Origin of the sequence: Streptomyces colonosanans, from assembly GCF_001866645.1 — a bacterium.
In the GTDB taxonomy this organism is placed as follows: domain Bacteria; phylum Actinomycetota; class Actinomycetes; order Streptomycetales; family Streptomycetaceae; genus Streptomyces; species Streptomyces colonosanans.
In genome coordinates this window covers 116,423-133,236 of record NZ_MLYP01000042.1, presented here as the reverse complement: position 1 = coordinate 133,236, position 16,814 = coordinate 116,423, and the positions used below count along the sequence as shown (strand labels likewise).

Here is a 16,814-nt window from a genome sequence, read left to right as displayed (position 1 = left end):
GGGCGGCGGCCGGGGCGGTCGCCTACGGCCGTGGCCGCGACAGCACCGTACGCAGCCTCGGCGTCAGCCGCTCCTCCACGTACCGGTTCAGCAGCCGGGCCAGCAGCAGCATCGCGGCGACCGTCAGCAGGAAGGTGCCGTACGACGGGATGCCCAGACTCTGGTGCAGGGCCTTGATGACCACCCAGCCCAGGTGCTCGTGGACGAGGTAGAAGGGGTACGTCAGCGCGCCCGCGACCGTCAGCCAGCGCCAGTTCGCCCAGTGCAGCCAACCGAGGGCGATCGCCGCGACGGCGAGGAAGCCGAGGGTGACGACGAGGACGATGCCGAAGGTGGTGCGGTAGGAGAAGGCGTGCACGGCCGGGGCGTGCCACAGCCCCTTGACCGCCCAGTGCTGGCCGATCAGCCAGCTGACCCCGACGATGCCCCAGGCGTACGCGTCACGCCGGTCCCGGTGCACCAGGTACAGGCCGACGCCGCCGATGAAGAACGGCGCGTACTGAGGCATCAGGACGATGTCGAGCAGCGGTTGCTCGGCGCCCTGCGCGATCGCCGCCGCCAGCGTCCAGCAGGCGCAGAACAGGATCACCCGCCGCCGGTTCGCGCCCGGCAGCACGATGCACAGCGCGAACAGGGCGTAGAACCGTATCTCCGCCCACAGGGTCCAGCACACGCCCAGCACCCGGTCGACGCCCAGTGGCTGCTGGAGCATCGTCAGGTTCACGAGTACGTCGCTCGGCGCGACCGCCTTGAAGGCGACCATCGGCAATGCGAAGACAGCGGTCACGAGGATGATCGCCGCCCAGTAGGCGGGCAGCAGCCGAGAAGCGCGGGAGGCGAAGAAGGAACGCAGCGCAGAGGGGCGCGGAGCGCCTTCCTCGGAAGGGCGGTGGTGGGAGACGGGCGGGCGCCTCCAGCCGCTCATGCAGATGACGAAGCCGCTGATCACGAAGAAGATCTGCACGCCGAGGCAGCCGTAGGCGAAGTACGGGGACAGCGTGGGGAATTCGTGTCGTGGCGAGGCACCCCAGGCGCGGGCCACCTCCCCGTCCCGGCCGCCGTAGTGGTACGCCGCCACCATCAGGGCGGCCACCAGGCGCAGCCCGTCCAGGGCGCGCAGCCGGGACTCCCGGGGCCTGTCCGGCTTCGGGGAGCCGAGTGTGTCGGCCGGCGGGCGGGCGGGGCCGGCCACGATGCCCGGGGAGGTTGTTCGGGTGTCCACGGGCGGGTCGATCACAGGCGCTCCTTCGGTGGCGGTGGCACTCGGACAGCCCTCAGGACGCTGGTCCGGCGGATGGGCGCGGCGGGCAGGCTCGGCGCGGTGGACCTACGGGAGGGGCGAGGACCGGGACATCGGACCCGGTCCTCGCGCCCGGCGCATGCTCGTCGCGATGCTCCTGTCGGGATCGCGTCTCAGCGGCCCACCGCTCGCCTCAGCGAGCGGGCGTGTCGAGCCATCCGCCGCACCGTCGCATTGCGCGGGATGAAGGCCAGCTGGGACGGGACCCCGCCGGGCAGCGCCAGCGAGGTCAGGCGGCGGCGCTTGAAGTAGCGCCAGGTGTACTGGTCCAGGCGCGTGCCCAGGTACTGCTCGGCGGCCGGGCGCAGGTTCGGGTAGATCTTCGACTGCATGGCGTAGCCGACGGCCCGGATCAGTTCGGTCAGGCCCTCGGCGTCCATGCCCCGGCGCTGCTCGGCGACGGCGGCGTGGTCGGCCAGATCGGGCAGCAGCGCGTCGACGATGGTCACCGGCACGCGGTTGCTGTTCTCGTACGGCGTCAGCCGCTCCAGCAGGATGCCGGTGCCGGTGCGGGCGACGGGCAGACCGTACAGCGCCGAGGCGGTGAGCAGGGCGGTGGAGAAGCAGCCGACGACCAGCGCGGGCTGCATCCGCTGGTAGACCGCCTCGGCGAGGACCGGCGTGTCCAGCACCATGAGGTCGGCACCCAGATTCTCGGCCTCCTTCTCCAGGGCCTGGGACCAGCGGGCCGGGGCCGAGGGGTGCGGCTTGAACACCACGCGCCGGTGGCCGAGCGAGACGGCACCCTTCAGCATCCGCACATGAAGGTCCTCCTCTTCCTCGGGCGTCAGAATGCCGAGGGCGGAGAGATATTGGCCGAGCAGCAGGGCCGGCTCGTGGATCACGGGCAACTCGTCGCAGATCGCGGTGAGTTGGGCGAGTACCTTCAGGAAGGCTTCCGTCGGAACGACCTTGGGCTCGACGGCGAACTCCGTGAGGAGCAGCGGCTTCAGGCCCGGAACGAGGTCGAGGTGGAGGGCGCGCCGTATCCGGGTGCCGACCAGCGGATCGATCTTGAAGCGGGTCGGGCCGTAGCTCATCAGTCCGTCCGCGTAGACGTCCACGGGGGCGCCGTCGAAGATCTGGCAGAGGGCGAGCGCGGGGTTCACCTGGATGGACTCGACCGCCAGCTCCACACGGTCGTCGCCCAGGTCCCACAGCAGCCGCAGATGGCGTTCCCACAGTGGCTGGTCGTCGGGGCGCGGCCCCCAACCGCTCGGATGGAAGGGAGAGATGGCCTCGTTCCACGACAGCACGTCGTCGAACCGGTCGCGCAGCTGCGTGAATCCCGGGGAGGTGTCGAAGGCCGGGGACAGCTCCGGTGCCGCGCTGTTGTTGCTGACGAGCAGAAGCCGCCGGTCCGCGGGACCGAACAGGTCCGAGTCGATCGCGGCGGCCAGCGTGGCGGCGCCGTACAGGGTGGAGGCGCAGAAGATCTGCGTGGTGCGGCGGGTGCCGTCCGCGCCGGTCGCGGCGCGCAGGGACGTGGACGGTGTGGTCATGCGGCGGCCTCCCCGGCCGTAGAGGGCCTCCTGCGCAGTCGGCGCAGCCGGGCGGCGCGTGCCACGTCCATGGAGTCCAGGGTCTCGGCGAGCAGGTCCTGGGGCATCCGCCGCAGCGCGGCGGCGCTCGACGAGCGCAGTTTGCGCGCCACATGCGGTTCGAACTTGTCGATGGTCGCCAGATGGTGCGTGATGATCGCGCAGTAGGTGCGCACCGCCTTCGGCAGAAACCGCTCGCCTTCGGGGTCCTCGCCGAGCTCCGCCAGGACGCGGTCGAAGGCGCGGATGAAGTCCAGTTGCCGCATGTCGCCGATCTGCGTGAGCGAGGACGTGACTCCCCTGCGGTAGAAGATGCCGAGCAGGTCGGGCACGGCGAACGACGTGGCCTTCCGGTGCAGCCGCCAGATCCACGGGCGGTCCTCGGCGGTGCGCAGGTCCTCGGGGAAGTGCAGCAGGCCCTCGTCGGCCAGCCTGCGGTGGTAGGCGCCGGCCCAGGAGTACGGGTAGTCGACCGGGGTGGAGCGGTCCGCCGGGAGGATCACGCTGCGCGGCGGGACGACGACGTTCCGCGGCCCGAACGGGACGCGGTGCACCGTACGCTGCGGACCCGTGAACCGCACGTGGTCGGTGCGGATGAAATCGCAGCCCAGGGACTCGACGGCGGCAAGCAGTTGCGCGAAGTACCCGGGGGCCGCCCAGTCGTCGCCGTCCATGAAGGTCAGGTACTCGCCGCGTGCCGCGTCGATACCGGTATTCCGCGCGGCGGACACCCCTTTCTCGGCCCGCCTGATGAGCACTGCACCAGGCAGTTCGCGTTCCGCGCGCTCGAGGATTTCTTTCGTCCCGTCCGTCGAGCAGTCGTCGACGAGGACGAACTCGAAGTCCTCGCGCGCATTCGCGCGCAGGGATCTCAGGGCATCCGGGGCGTATTGCTGCACGTTGTAGAACGGCACGATGACGGAGAGCTTGACCACGAAGGTGACGTTAATGGGCTGGTCCGGGCCGCGTCTTTACCATCGACTTGATGATAGGTGAACGCCGCGTGGCGAAGCCGTGAACCCGCTTCTTTCGCGGGTCGATCCGGGGCTGATTCCCCGTCCATCGATGTGTTGTTAACCATTTGTTGAGTTCCGGTTGGGCTGGACATTGGAATCGCTTCCTAGCGTCTTCGGCGTGCCAGCAAGTACTGCCAAACCCTTGCGGGTAGCCGTCCTAGCGGATTCCGATACCCGGTGGAAATGGGGCGCGCTCACCGCGAACCGTATTTCACCGACGGAATTCACGCAGCCCGCGGAATCGACAGGAACACCCGATGGGGCCACCGATCCGGACATCCGGCTCGACGGCTTCCTCCTGCGGGGCCGTGCCACCCCCACCGCCCGCCAGCTCGACGAGGTCGGCGTCCGCGCGGACTCTCTCCGCGAGGTGACCGCCGCCGAGTTCCTGCGCGAGATGACGAAGGAGCCGTACGACCTGCTCGTGCTCGCCCTCGTCGGTGGCGGAGTCCAGGCGATGCTGCACGGACTGGCCCACGCCTGGCAGGGGCGCACCGAGCGGCCCGTCGTCGTCACCGGCTACGTCGGCGTCGTCTACGAGAAGCTCGCCGACGGCCTGCTGCTGCGGCACGGCGCGGACCTGGTCCTTGCCAACTCCGGTCAGGACGCCGACCGTTTCCGGGCGGTGTACGAGGGAGTGGGCGCCGACGCCTCGTCGGTGACCGAGGTGGCGCTGCCCTTCCTCGGCGGTGCGCCCTACGAGAAGAAGGCCCCCTACACGGTCGTCTTCGCCGCACAGCCCTCCGTCCCGCAGACCCGCGCGGACCGTACGTACCTGCTGGACCGGCTGATCCGGCACGCACGCCGGCACCCCGAGCGCGAGGTGCTGCTCAAGCTCCGCTCCAAGCCGGGCGAACACACCACGCACATCGAGGAACTCCCGTACCAGAAGCTCGCCCAGAGGCAGGACCTGCCGGCCAACTTCCGTCTGGTGTACGGGAACATGGGCGAGGTCCTGGACGGCACCGACCTGCTGGTCACGGTCAGTTCGACGGCCGCGCTGGAGTCCCTGCACCGGCGTGTCCCCACCGTCGTCCTGACCGACCTCGGGGTGCGGGAGGCGCTCGGCAACCACCACTTCGTGGGCTCCGGCTGCCTGGCCTCCTGGGACCAGCTCGACGCCGGGCACGAGCCCGTACCGGACCCGTGGTGGGTGGCCCGCCAGGGCGTGGCGGTGGGCAGCCGGTACGCCGCCGCCTTCGACACGGCGCGCCGGCGCATCGCCGAACTGCTCGCCGCCGGTGAACTCCCGCCGCTGAAGCCCTACTACACCCCCGTCACCGCGCCCGGCTATCTGCCCGGCGTCCTCGCCCGCCACCACCTCGCCCCGGACGGCAGCCCGCTGCCGGGCGCTCCCGCCGCCGACAAGGCGCCCAGCCCGGTACGCCAGATCGTCCGCCGCGCCGCCCGTGGCGCCTACCGCCACGGAGTGCAGCGCGTCGCGCCCGTGATCCGGCGGATGGGGGAGCTGTGAGCGAGCGGACACCCCGCCCAGGACCCCAAGGAGTGGAGCCCATGTCCAACCCGGAAACGGGACAGGCGTCGCCGTTGCGTCGCGTGCTCGCGGTGATTCCCGCGCGCGGCGGCTCCAAGGGCGTGCCCGCGAAGAACCTCGCCCCGGTCGGCGGTGTGCCGCTGGTCGCCCGTGCGGTGCGCGAGTGCCGGGCCGCCCGGCTGATCACCGATGTCGTGGTCTCCACCGACGACCCGGCGATCGCCGCCGCCGCCCGCGAGGCAGGCGCCGAGACCGTGCTCCGCCCCGCCGCGATCGCCGGCGACACCGCCACCTCCGAGGACGCCGTCCTGCACGCCATGGACGCCCACGAGGCACTGCACGGCTCGCCGGTCGACGTGGTGCTGCTCGTCCAGTGCACCAGCCCGTTCCTCGTCCGCGACGACGTCGACGGGGTGGCCGCGGCCGTCGTCGAGAACGGCGCGGACACCGCGCTGACCGTGGCCCCCTTCCACGGCTTCGTCTGGCGCGACACGGCGGACGAGCCCGCGCCGGTCACCGTGCCGCCCCGCACCGGCGAGGCGAACGGGAGGTCCGCCCGGCCGGAGGCCGGCGAAGGCGGCACCGCGCTTGCCGACGCCCCGGCCACGGACGGCGGGTACGGCGTCAACCACGACAAGTCCTTCCGGCCGCGCCGCCAGGACCGCCCCCAGGACCTGCTGGAGACCGGCGCCGCGTACGCCATGGACGCGGCCGGGCTGCGCAGACACCGGCACCGCTTCTTCGGCCGTACGGAACTCGTGCGCACCGACCCGGCCCGGGTGCTGGAGATCGACGACCCGCACGACCTGGCCCGCGCCCGTGCCCTCGCACCCCTCTTCGACGCGTCCAGGCCCGGCGCCCTTCCGACCCGCGTCGACATCGACGCGGTCGTACTCGACTTCGACGGCACCCAGACCGACGACAGGGTGCTGATCGACTCCGACGGACGCGAGTTCGTCTCCGTGCACCGCGGGGACGGCCTCGGCATCGCCGCGCTGCGCAGAAGCGACCTGGCGATGCTGATCCTGTCCACGGAGCAGAACCCGGTCGTCGCCGCACGGGCCCGGAAGCTGCAGATCCCGGTCCTGCACGGCATCGACCGGAAGGACCTCGCACTGAAGCAGTGGTGCGAGGAGCAGGGCATCGCGCCCGAGCGCGTGCTCTACGTCGGCAACGACGTCAACGACCTCCCGTGCTTCGGCCTCGTCGGCTGGCCCGTGGCGGTCGCGAGCGCCCACGACGTCGTACGCGGCGCCGCACGCGCTGTCACCACCGTCCCGGGTGGCGACGGCGCGATCCGAGAGATCGCCAGCTGGATCCTCGGCCCCTCTCTCGACTCACCGGACAAGTAAGGAACCTCCCCGTCATGAGCACCAACTCCCGTCTCCGCCAGTTCGGTTCGCGCGCGGCCGGTCCCGGCACGCCGGTGTACGTCTGCGGCGAGATCGGCATCAACCACAACGGTGAGCTGGAGAACGCCTTCAAGCTGATCGACGTGGCTGTCGAGGCAGGCTGCGACGCCGTCAAGTTCCAGAAGCGCACCCCCGAGATCTGCACCCCGCGCGACCAGTGGGACATCGAGCGCGACACCCCCTGGGGCCGGATGACCTACATCGACTACCGCCACCGCGTGGAGTTCGGTGAGGACGAGTACCTCCAGATCGACGCGTACTGCAAGGAGAAGGGCATCGCCTGGTTCGCGTCCCCGTGGGACACCGAGGCGGTCGCCTTCCTGGAGAAGTTCGACGTCCCCGCGCACAAGGTGGCCTCCGCCTCCCTGACGGACGACGAGCTGCTGCGCGCCCTGCGCGCCACCGGTCGCACGATCATCCTGTCCACCGGCATGTCGACCCCGAAGCAGATCCGCCACGCGGTCGAGGTCCTCGGCTCGGACAACATCCTCCTGTGCCACGCCACCTCGACCTACCCGGCGAAGGCCGGGGAGCTGAACCTGCGCGTGATCAACACGCTGGAGAAGGAGTACCCCAACGTCCCGATCGGCTACTCCGGCCACGAGACCGGCCTGCAGACCACGCTGGCCGCGGTCGCCCTCGGCGCCTGCTTCGTCGAGCGCCACATCACCCTCGACCGTGCGATGTGGGGCTCCGACCAGGCCGCATCGGTGGAGCCGCAGGGCCTGCAGCGCCTGGTCCGCGACATCCGCACCATCGAGGCGTCGCTGGGCGACGGCGTGAAGAAGGTCTACGACTCCGAGCTGGGCCCGATGAAGAAGCTCCGCCGCGTCACCGGTGTGGTCGCCGAGGCGGAGATCGCCGCGGCCGCCGGTGAGCCGGTGGCGGTCTGACGGTCCACCCGACCCCCGAAACCGCCCGAAAGGCAACGGTCGTACGACCATGAGTCCCCGAGTCGGGCCGACGGGCCCCACCTCCACGCTCGCCTTCGTCGAGAGCCCCGTCCAGCTCCTCAATGTGCTGGAGTGGGCGCACACCCAGGCGCCCCAGCCCTCGCGCAGGCAGCCGGTGCCTCCCCGGACACGGCGCGTGCCGGCCACTGGCCCGGCCGGGGACTCCCTGACCCTTGTGGTGCTGTCGCCCACCGACCCCATGACCCGGGGCCAGCTGCGCCGCATGGCCGAACTCGCCCGCGGCGAGGGCCACGAGGTGCGCTGGGAGGAGGCGCGCGGCGGCTTCACGGCCCCGTTCCGGACCATCGGCGGCCTGGCCCCCCTGCTGCGCGAGGCCTCGCGGATCGTCATCGGCGACCCGTTCTCCCGCTACGTACAGCTCCTGCTGACCATCACCCGGGTTCGCGACGTCGTCGTCGTCGACGACGGCACCGCGACCATGGAATTCGTCGCCCAGCTCGCGCAGGGCGAGAGGCTGGTGCGCTGGCACCGGCGCGGCGGCCGCCCCGGGCCCCGCGACCTGGTCTTCTCCCCGGTCTCCGCCGCGGCCCGGCGCCGCCTGACGCCGTCCGGCGGGCGCCGCGTCGAGGTCTTCTCCGCCATGCCGATCGAGGCGGCCCCCGAAGGCGTCCGTCTCACCGCCAACGACTTCTCCTGGACCCGGGCCCGCTTCGGTCCGCCCCGCCTCACGAGGGGCGCCGACCTGGTGGGCACCTCACTCGTGGAGACCGGCGTCGTCGACCCGGACCGCTATCTCGACGCGGTCCGCTCCCTGGCCCGCTCCCACGGCGCCACCCGTTACTTCGCGCACCGCCGCGAGAGCTCCGAGAAGTTGCACCGCCTGGCCGTCGAGACCGGTCTGGAGGTGGTCCGCCCCGACCTGCCCCTGGAACTGATCGCCCGCCGGGGCCCCATCGGCCGTACGATCCTGAGCTTCCCGTCGACGGTCGTCCACACTCTGCCCCTCGCCCTGGCCGGCACCGAGGTGCGGGTTGCGGTCTGCGACATCGACCCGGCCTGGCTCACGCAGACGGCGTCCCCGCGGGCCCAGGGATTCCTGGCGGGGGTGACGGGGACTGCGCGGGACGCACACCGGCTGCTGGCGGTGACGCCCGGGACGGCGTAGGGGAGGGGCGCCGCCGCGGGTTACCCGATCGGGTGTACGGGCGCCTACTACGGGCAGTGATCCCCTCCCGACGCTACCGTGGAGCCAACGCCATGCCTTGTCGTCAGTGGAGGACCGCGGTGACCACCATGATCGAGCGGCCGAAGCCCATGGAGAGCCCGTCGTCCGGAGACTTCGAGGACATGCTCCGGACCGTCGAGGAGCTGGACACACCTGACGGCTACAAGGCATCCGGGGGAAGATCGTCGTGTCGCCGTGGTCGAAGCTGCGCTGCAAGAGGCCGATGAAGTCGTTGAGGCGGCAGCTCGAGCCCCATGCCCCAGAAGGGCACGACGTGGACACGGCGCCCTTCCTCTTCAGCTTTCCGGGCTCTGACCGCGCCTTCGGACCTGACCTGCACGTCGCCGACGAAGCCGCCTTCGAAGCCGCCGGCCGTCACGCCGACGGCTCCGCACTCTCCCTCGTCGCCGAGCTGACCTCCGAGCCGACCAAGGACGTCGACTGGCTCGACAAGCTGGACACCTATGGGCGCGTGGTGCCGGTGTACCTCGTGCTCGACATGCAGGCCCAGGAGATCAGCGCGTTCTGGGACCCGTCCCCGAAGGGCTACCGCTCCCGGACCAACGTGCCCTTCGGGCGACCCCTTCACGTCCCCGCGCCCTTCGACTTCGATCTGGACACGTCGGAGTTCGCCATGCCCGCCGAGGAAGCGGACGACGAGGGGAGGCCCGGCAAGGTGGTCGAACGGGGGTAAAAAAAGGACCTACCCACTGGCGGGTCTCACCATGCGGGCGCGTGCCGGATTTCTTACGTCAATCCGGCTGAACTTTTCTTGATCGCCCGTCAGTTGACCCCCGTCGCGCCTACCCTTCAAAGGGTGAACCAACTGATGTCCCGCGAGTCCGAAACCGACCTTCCCGAGGAATCCGGAGACGCCCCGCTGCCCGGCGTGCTGCCCGAGGAGCTCCGGACCGAGCTCGTCGCCTTCCGGCGTGACCTGCACATGCACCCCGAGCTCGGCAACCAGGAGTTCCGCACCACCGCTGCGCTCAAGGCACGGCTGGAGCGGGCCGGACTCACGCCGCGCGTGCTCGACATCGGCACCGGGCTCGTGTGCGACATCGGCGGGGAAGCGCAGGGCCCGGTCGAGGGCCGCGTACGGCCCATGCTCGCGCTGCGCGCCGACATCGACGCACTGCCCATCCCGGACACCAAGACCGGGTGCGCCTACCGGTCCACCGTCCCGGGCCGCGCCCATGCCTGCGGACATGACATCCACACCACCGTCGTCCTCGGCGCCGGACTCGTCCTCGCCGAAATGGCACGGCAGGGCCTCCTGCCCCGGCCCGTGCGGCTGATCTTCCAGCCCGCCGAAGAGGTGCTGCCGGGCGGTGCGACGGACGCCATCGAGTCCGGGGTGCTCGACGGTGTGGGGAAGATCATCGGCGTGCACTGCGACCCGAGGGTCGACGCCGGGCGGATCGGACTGCGCATCGGCCCCATCACCTCCGCCTGCGACCGGCTGGAGGTCGCACTGGACGGTCCCGGCGGGCACACCGCACGCCCGCACCTGACCACCGACCTGGTGAGCGCGGCCGCCAAGGTCGTCACCGAGGTTCCCACGCTCGTCGCCCGCCGCATCGATGCCCGCTCGGGGCTCGCGGTGACCTGGGGACGTATCGAATCGGGACACGCCTGCAACGTCATTCCGCAGCACGCCGAGCTGTCCGGGACCGTTCGCTGCCTGGACCTGGAGGCCTGGCGGCGGGCGCCGGACCTGGTCCACGCCGCCATCGACGAGATCGCGGGCATGTACCGGACCAAGTCCGAGATCACCTACGTGCGAGGAGTGCCGCCCGTCGTCAACGACCCCGCGGTCACCGAGCTGCTGCGGGACGCCATGATGGCGCGGCGCGGCATGCACTCCGTCGAGGACACCCAGCAGAGCCTCGGCGGCGAGGACTTCTCCTGGTACCTGGAGCACGTCCCCGGGGCCATGGCCAGGCTCGGTGTCCGCAGGCCCGGCGAGCGCACCGTGCGCGATCTGCACCAGGGGGATTTCGACGCGGACGAGTCCGCGATCACGGTGGGTGTCGAACTGTTCACGGCCGCGGCGCTACTGGACGCAGCCCGCTCGTAACCCGGGGCGACCTATACGTTCAAGACCTGTTCGCGTCAATCCGATAACGGCTTCCGAAGAGGGCTTTATCTGGCATCTACGCGCGTTACGATGCGGCGAAAACCAGCGCCGGAAGTGGCGCTTCGGTCAGGTTGAAGGAGCCCCCCTTGCGCCGGGTAGCCAAGATCTCTGCCGCGTGTCTCGCGACCGCGGCCCTCGCGCTTTCCGCCACCGCGTGTGGCAGCACGTCCAACGAGAAGGATTCCGGGTCGGGCTCGTCCGATTCGGGCAAGAACGGTGTCAAGATCGGTCTCGCGTTTGACGTCGGCGGCCGTGGCGACCACTCCTTCAACGACTCCGCCGCGCGCGGCGCCGACAAGGCCAAGTCCGAGTTCGGCGGTTCGCTCAAGGAGCTGACCGCGAAGACCACGGACACCGAGGCCGACCGCGAGCAGCGCCTCTCGGACCTCGCCTCCGCGGGCTACAACCCGATCATCGGTGTCGGCTACGCCTACTCCAACTCCATGACCAAGGTTGCGGCGAAGTTCCCGAAGACCACCTTCGGCATCGTCGACTCCGTGGTGAACACGAAGAACACCGACAGCATCGTCTTCACCGAGGAGCAGGGCTCCTACCTGGCCGGCGTCGCGGCCGCCCTGAAGACGAAGAGCAACCACGTCGGCTACATCGGAGGCGTGGACGTCCCGCTCATCAAGAAGTTCGAGGCGGGCTTCGTCCAGGGTGTCCAGGACACCAACAAGAAGATCAAGATCGATACCCAGTACCTGAGCCACGGCTCGGACACCTCCGGCTTCAGCTCCCCCGACAAGGGCAAGGAAGCCGCGCAGGGCATGCTCGACAAGGGCGCCGACGTCATCTACAGCGCGGCCGGCTCCTCCGGCAACGGCTCGATCGAGGCCGTCAGCGGCAAGAAGGGCGCCTGGGGCATCGGTGTCGACTCGGACCAGTACAACATCCCGGGTCTGGCCAAGTACAAGAAGTCGATCCTGACCTCGGTCGTCAAGAACGTCGACGTCGGCGTCTACGAGCTGATCAAGTCCGTCAAGGACGGCAAGCCGCTGACCGGCACCCACAGCTACTCCCTGGCCGAGAAGGGTGTCTCGCTCTCCACCAGCGGTGGCTTCATCGACGACATCAAGGCCAAGCTCGACGCCGCCCAGCAGGGCATCATCGACGGCAAGATCAAGGTCAAGACGACCCCGTGACCCGGCGGTCGCGGGACGGTGCACGGGATCGTGCGGACCTTCCCGTGACCTGACGGTCCCGGCGGACCACGGCTCGGTGCGGGGGTGCACACCGCCCCCCGCGCCGGGCCATAACAATGTGTCAACTCTACGCGTGTAGCTATGAGTTGCCGCGCTAGCGTCGCCGACGCCCGCCCTCCCCCGAAGTCCCTTTCCCTTGAGGAGAGTGCGCCATCAACGCGTCCAGCCCTCCCGCTGCCGTCGAACTGCGCGGCATCACCAAGCGCTTCCCCGGCGTTGTCGCCAACCGCGACATCGACATCACCGTCCGCAAGGGCACCGTCCACGCCCTCTGCGGTGAGAACGGTGCCGGCAAGTCCACGCTGATGAAGATCCTTTACGGCATGCAGAAGCCGGACGAGGGCACCATCACCGTCGACGGCGAACAGGTCTCGTTCCACAACCCCGCCGACGCCATCGCGCGCGGCATCGGCATGGTGCACCAGCACTTCATGCTCGCCGACAACCTCACCGTCCTCGAGAACGTCGTCCTCGGCGCGGAGAAGCTGTACGGCATCGGGGCCAAGGCCCGCAAGAAGATCAACGAGATCTCGGACGCGTACGGGCTGAACGTGCGGCCCGACGTGCTCCTCGAACAGCTCGGCGTCGCCGACCGCCAGCGTGTGGAGATCCTCAAGGTCCTCTACCGCGGCGCCCGCACCCTCATCCTCGACGAGCCCACCGCGGTCCTCGTGCCGCAGGAGGTCGACGCGCTCTTCGACAACCTGCGCGAGCTCAAGTCCGAGGGCCTCACGGTCATCTTCATCTCGCACAAGCTGGGCGAGGTGCTGAACGTCGCTGACGAGATCACCGTCATCCGGCGCGGCACCACCGTCGGCACCGCCGACCCGAAGACCACCACCTCCAAGCAGCTCGCCGAACTGATGGTCGGCAGCGAACTGCCCTCGCCGGAGACCGAGGATTCCACCGTCACGGACGTCCCGATGCTCACCGTGGACGCGCTGCGCCTGACGCAGACCGACCTCGACGGCATCGAGCGGATCATCCTCGACGACATCGGCTTTACCATCCACAAGGGCGAGGTCCTCGGCATCGCCGGTGTGGAGGGCAACGGCCAGTCCGAGCTGGTCGAGGCGATCATGGGCATGCGCGCCCCCGACAGTGGCGTCATCAGCCTCGACGGCGACGCCATCTCGAACACGCCGACCCGCAAGCGCCGCGAGGGCGGCATCGGGTACATCCCCGAGGACCGCCACCGGCACGGGCTGCTGCTCGAGGCGCCGCTGTGGGAGAACCGCATCCTCGGCCATGTCACCGAGCGGCCCAACTCCAAGGGCGGCCTGATCGATATCAAGGCCGCGCGCGCCGACACCGAGCGCATCGTGCGCGAGTACGACGTCCGCACGCCCGGCATCGACGTGACCTCCGCGTCCCTGTCCGGCGGCAACCAGCAGAAGCTGATCGTCGGCCGCGAGATGAGCCACCACCCCAAGCTGCTCATCGCCGCCCACCCCACGCGCGGTGTGGACGTCGGTGCGCAGGCGCAGATCTGGGACCAGATCCGTGAGGCCCGCCGCGAGGGCCTGGCGGTGCTGCTGATATCCGCCGACCTGGACGAGCTGATCGGGCTCTCCGACACCCTGCGGGTGATGTACCGCGGCCGCCTGGTCGCCGACGCCGACCCCGCCACCATCACTCCCGAGGAGCTGGGCTCCGCCATGACGGGTGCGGCCACCGGCCACCTGGAGGGCCCGGAGGACACGGAGCACGCAGAGGACGCCGCCGAATGAACAAGCTGACCTCACGGATCGACAAGGAGCGGCTGCTCCTGGGTGTCGCGGCGCCGCTGCTCGCGGTCGTCGCCGCCCTGGTCGTCACCACCCTGGTGATACTCGGCACGGGCAAGGACCCGTTCGCCGCCTTCAGCGACATGATCACGTACGGCTCCGCCAGTGACAGCCAGGTCTACATCCTGAACAAGGCGACCACGTACTATCTCGCCGGCGTCGCGGTGGCCATCGGCTTCCGCATGAACCTGTTCAACATCGGTGTCGACGGCCAGTACCGGCTCGCCGCGTTCATCGCGGCCGTCCTCGGCGGAGCGCTGAACCTGCCCGGGTTCATCGCCATCCCGCTGATCATCCTGTGCGCGATGGGCGTCGGCGCCCTGTGGGCGGCCATCGCGGGCGTCCTCAAGGTGACCCGCGGCGTCAGCGAGGTCATCGCGACCATCATGCTGAACTCCATCGCCACGGCGATCATCGCCTACTTCCTCCAGCCCGGCCGGCTCGGAGAGTTGCAGCAGGGCGGCACCCTCGTCTCGACGAAGCCGCTGCCCAAGGACTCCTGGTTCTTCTCCATCGACGGAGGCCCGGCGGGCACGGTGTGGGGCTTCATCGTGGTCGCCGTGATCGTCGGCATCGCGTACTGGTTCGTGCTCGGCCGCACCCGCTTCGGCTTCGACCTGCGGACCGTCGGCCAGTCCGAGAGCGCGGCCGCGGCCAGCGGCGTCAGCGTCAAGCGGATGGTCGCCACCAGCATGATCATCTCTGGTGCGGTGGCCGGTCTGATCGGCATGCCGACCCTGCTGAACGACAGCCACCAGTTCAGCAACGACTTCCCGGTCGGCATCGGCTTCACCGGCATCGCGATCGCGCTGCTCGGCCGCAACCACCCGGTCGGCATCGCGCTGGGCGCCCTGCTCTGGGGCTTCCTGGAGCGCACCACGAACCACCTGGAGTTCCAGGGCTACGACAAGGAGATCCTGGGCGTCATCCAGGGCGTCATCGTCCTGTGCGTCGTCGTCGCCTACGAGGTCGTGCGCCGCTACGGCCTCAAGCGCCAGCAGCAGCGCGTCGGCGCGGAACTCGCCGCCCAGGCCGCCGCCCCGACCGAGAACCTGGAGGTGGCGAAGTGACTGCCACGATGACCGACACGCCGCCCCCCGCGGCGGCCAAGGCGAGCGGGTCCCAGCAGCCCAAGGGCTCCCGCTTCTCGCTCGCGCAGATCCTGCTGATCATCATGGGCGCGCTGATCCTGGTCGCCGCCGTGCGCGTCATCACCGGCGCCGACCAGCTCACCTCCGAGGGCCAGATCAGCGCCGCACTCGGCCTCGCCGTGCCGATCGGCCTCGCCGGTCTCGCGGGTCTGTGGTCCGAGCGGGCCGGTGTGGTCAACATCGGCCTCGAGGGCATGATGATCCTCGGCACCTTCGGTGCGGGCTGGCTCGGCTGGCAGACCAACCCCTGGCTCGGTCTGCTCTGCGGTATCGGCTTCGGCGTCATCGGCGGTCTGGTGCACGCCGTCGCCACCATCACCTTCGGTGTCGACCACATCGTCTCCGGTGTCGCCGTCAACCTGCTCGCGCTCGGTGCGACCCAGTATCTCGCCAAGATCTTCTTCGCGGACGGCACGCCAGCGGAAAAGGGCGGCAACCCCAAGCAGTCCCCGCCCGTCGACAGCCTGCCCCACATCACCGTCCCGGGGCTGTCCGACGCACTCTCCTCGATCGAGAAGCACCACTGGTTCCTCGTCTCCGACCTCGCCGGCATCCTCGGCGGACTGGTCACCGACGTCTCCGTGGTGACCGTCCTCGCCGTGGTCCTGTTCGTCGGCAGCTGGTGGCTGCTGTGGCGTACGCCCTTCGGCCTGCGGCTGCGCTCCTGCGGCGAGAACCCGATCGCCGCCGAGTCGCTCGGCGTCCACGTCTACTCGTACAAGTACGCGGCCGTCGCCATCTCCGGCGGCCTCGCCGGACTCGGCGGCGCCTTCCTCGCGCTGGTCACCTCGCACACCTATCTGGAAGGCCAGACGGGCGGGCGCGGCTACATCGGTCTCGCGGCGATGATCTTCGGTAACTGGCGGCCCGGCGGAGTCGCCATGGGTGCGGGCCTGTTCGGCTTCTCCGACGCGCTCCAGCTGCGCAACGGCGGTGAGACCGTGCACGCGCTGCTGCTCCTGCTCTTCGTGCTGCTGGCGCTTCTCGCCCTGTGGAAGCTGTACCGCAAGGCGATGTGGCAGGCCGCCGTCACCGCGGTCATCGCCGTGCTGATCCTGGCGTGGTACCTGTTGACGAAGGAGGTGCCCGGCGACTTCGTGGGCGCCACCCCCTACGTGGTCACACTGCTGGTGCTGTCGCTGTCGGCGCAGCGCCTTCGGATGCCCAAGGCGGACGGTATGCGCTACCGGAAGGGGCAGGGCAAGTGACGCCCCCCGAGGCCAGAGACTGGGAGGGCTGGGAGTCGCTGCGCGAGGCGGCCCGGGACGCGATGTCCCGGGCGTACGTCCCGTACTCCGGCTATCCGGTCGGCGCGGCGGCACTCGTCGAGGACGGCCGCACGGTCACCGGATGCAACGTCGAGAATGCCTCGTACGGCCTCGGGCTGTGCGCCGAATGCGGCCTGGTCTCGGCGCTGCAGCTCAGCGGCGGCGGCCGGCTGACGCACTTCGTCTGCGTCGACGGCCAGGGCGCGGTACTGGTGCCGTGCGGCCGCTGCCGCCAGTTGCTGTACGAATTCGGCGGCCCGGAGCTGCTGTTGGAGACACCGGCGGGCATCGTGCCCTTGTCGGAGATGCTTCCGCAGGCCTTCGGCCCCGATCATCTGAAGTAGAGTCGCGGCCCCTCCA

General features: G+C 70.0%; 14 protein-coding genes. 11 read left to right on the top strand and 3 right to left on the bottom strand.

Annotated features, from left to right (window positions below; all coding sequences use genetic code 11):
* Positions 1 to 22: 22 nt before the first annotated feature.
* The 3 genes from BIV24_RS16695 to BIV24_RS16685 all read right to left on the bottom strand — a co-directional run bounded on the left by BIV24_RS16695 (position 23) and on the right by BIV24_RS16685 (position 3,776).
* The gene (locus BIV24_RS16695) at positions 23 to 1,237 is read right to left on the bottom strand and encodes an acyltransferase family protein (protein ID WP_079168315.1); all 1,215 of its coding nucleotides are present in this window, start codon (positions 1,235 to 1,237) and stop codon (positions 23 to 25) included.
* Between the two features lie 176 nt (positions 1,238 to 1,413).
* Positions 1,414 to 2,802 (bottom strand): alpha-2,8-polysialyltransferase family protein, encoded by a 1,389-nt coding sequence (locus tag BIV24_RS16690; RefSeq protein WP_071367094.1) that lies wholly within the window; start codon positions 2,800 to 2,802, stop codon positions 1,414 to 1,416.
* A complete protein-coding gene (locus tag BIV24_RS16685) occupies positions 2,799 to 3,776 on the bottom strand; it encodes a glycosyltransferase family 2 protein (protein WP_071367093.1) in 978 nt (325 codons plus the stop codon). Before BIV24_RS16685 ends, BIV24_RS16690 begins: the two co-directional genes overlap by 4 nt.
* 199 nt (positions 3,777 to 3,975) lie before the next feature.
* Between BIV24_RS16685 and BIV24_RS16680 the strand changes: the two genes are divergently transcribed.
* The 11 genes from BIV24_RS16680 (at position 3,976) to BIV24_RS16630 (ending at position 16,798) form a co-directional block, all read left to right on the top strand.
* Positions 3,976 to 5,331, top strand: a complete 1,356-nt coding sequence (locus tag BIV24_RS16680; protein WP_071367092.1) for a DUF6716 putative glycosyltransferase — start codon at positions 3,976 to 3,978, stop codon at positions 5,329 to 5,331.
* Between the two features lie 41 nt (positions 5,332 to 5,372).
* Positions 5,373 to 6,704: an N-acylneuraminate cytidylyltransferase gene (locus BIV24_RS16675; protein WP_071367091.1), complete on the top strand. Its 1,332-nt coding sequence runs from the start codon at positions 5,373 to 5,375 to the stop codon at positions 6,702 to 6,704.
* 14 nt (positions 6,705 to 6,718) lie between these two features.
* Positions 6,719 to 7,657: an N-acetylneuraminate synthase family protein gene (locus BIV24_RS16670; RefSeq protein ID WP_071367090.1), complete on the top strand. Its 939-nt coding sequence runs from the start codon at positions 6,719 to 6,721 to the stop codon at positions 7,655 to 7,657.
* 49 nt (positions 7,658 to 7,706) lie between these two features.
* Positions 7,707 to 8,843, top strand: coding sequence for a hypothetical protein (locus BIV24_RS16665; protein WP_071367089.1), 1,137 nt, complete (start codon positions 7,707 to 7,709; stop codon positions 8,841 to 8,843).
* Between the two features lie 283 nt (positions 8,844 to 9,126).
* Positions 9,127 to 9,597, top strand: coding sequence for a Uma2 family endonuclease (locus tag BIV24_RS16660; RefSeq protein WP_342745256.1), 471 nt, complete (start codon positions 9,127 to 9,129; stop codon positions 9,595 to 9,597).
* A 135-nt stretch (positions 9,598 to 9,732) separates the two neighbouring features.
* A complete protein-coding gene (locus BIV24_RS16655) occupies positions 9,733 to 10,983 on the top strand; it encodes a M20 family metallopeptidase (RefSeq protein ID WP_071367088.1) in 1,251 nt (416 codons plus the stop codon).
* A 146-nt stretch (positions 10,984 to 11,129) separates the two neighbouring features.
* The gene (locus BIV24_RS16650; RefSeq protein WP_071367087.1) at positions 11,130 to 12,188 is read left to right on the top strand and encodes a BMP family lipoprotein; all 1,059 of its coding nucleotides are present in this window, start codon (positions 11,130 to 11,132) and stop codon (positions 12,186 to 12,188) included.
* A gap of 245 nt (positions 12,189 to 12,433) precedes the next feature.
* Positions 12,434 to 13,978, top strand: a complete 1,545-nt coding sequence (locus BIV24_RS16645) for an ABC transporter ATP-binding protein (protein WP_177198745.1) — start codon at positions 12,434 to 12,436, stop codon at positions 13,976 to 13,978.
* The gene (locus tag BIV24_RS16640) at positions 13,975 to 15,105 is read left to right on the top strand and encodes an ABC transporter permease (protein ID WP_071367085.1); all 1,131 of its coding nucleotides are present in this window, start codon (positions 13,975 to 13,977) and stop codon (positions 15,103 to 15,105) included. The genes BIV24_RS16645 and BIV24_RS16640 overlap by 4 nt, the downstream gene beginning before the upstream one ends.
* Positions 15,102 to 16,394 (top strand): ABC transporter permease, encoded by a 1,293-nt coding sequence (locus BIV24_RS16635; protein ID WP_177198741.1) that lies wholly within the window; start codon positions 15,102 to 15,104, stop codon positions 16,392 to 16,394. Before BIV24_RS16640 ends, BIV24_RS16635 begins: the two co-directional genes overlap by 4 nt.
* Positions 16,391 to 16,798, top strand: a complete 408-nt coding sequence (locus tag BIV24_RS16630) for a cytidine deaminase (protein ID WP_079168313.1) — start codon at positions 16,391 to 16,393, stop codon at positions 16,796 to 16,798. The genes BIV24_RS16635 and BIV24_RS16630 overlap by 4 nt, the downstream gene beginning before the upstream one ends.
* The last annotated feature ends 16 nt before the right edge of the window (positions 16,799 to 16,814 follow it).

Excerpts from the sequence above, each read along its gene's own strand:
- BIV24_RS16690 (WP_071367094.1), bottom strand. The coding sequence starts at position 2,802 with ATGACCACACCGTCCACGTCCCTGCGCGCCGCGACCGGCGCGGACGGC.
- BIV24_RS16675 (WP_071367091.1), top strand. The coding sequence starts at position 5,373 with ATGTCCAACCCGGAAACGGGACAGGCGTCGCCGTTGCGTCGCGTGCTC.
- BIV24_RS16670 (WP_071367090.1), top strand. The coding sequence starts at position 6,719 with ATGAGCACCAACTCCCGTCTCCGCCAGTTCGGTTCGCGCGCGGCCGGT.
- BIV24_RS16665 (WP_071367089.1), top strand. The coding sequence starts at position 7,707 with ATGAGTCCCCGAGTCGGGCCGACGGGCCCCACCTCCACGCTCGCCTTC.
- BIV24_RS16660 (WP_342745256.1), top strand. The coding sequence starts at position 9,127 with ATGAAGTCGTTGAGGCGGCAGCTCGAGCCCCATGCCCCAGAAGGGCAC.
- BIV24_RS16655 (WP_071367088.1), top strand. The coding sequence starts at position 9,733 with ATGTCCCGCGAGTCCGAAACCGACCTTCCCGAGGAATCCGGAGACGCC.
- BIV24_RS16640 (WP_071367085.1), top strand. The coding sequence starts at position 13,975 with ATGAACAAGCTGACCTCACGGATCGACAAGGAGCGGCTGCTCCTGGGT.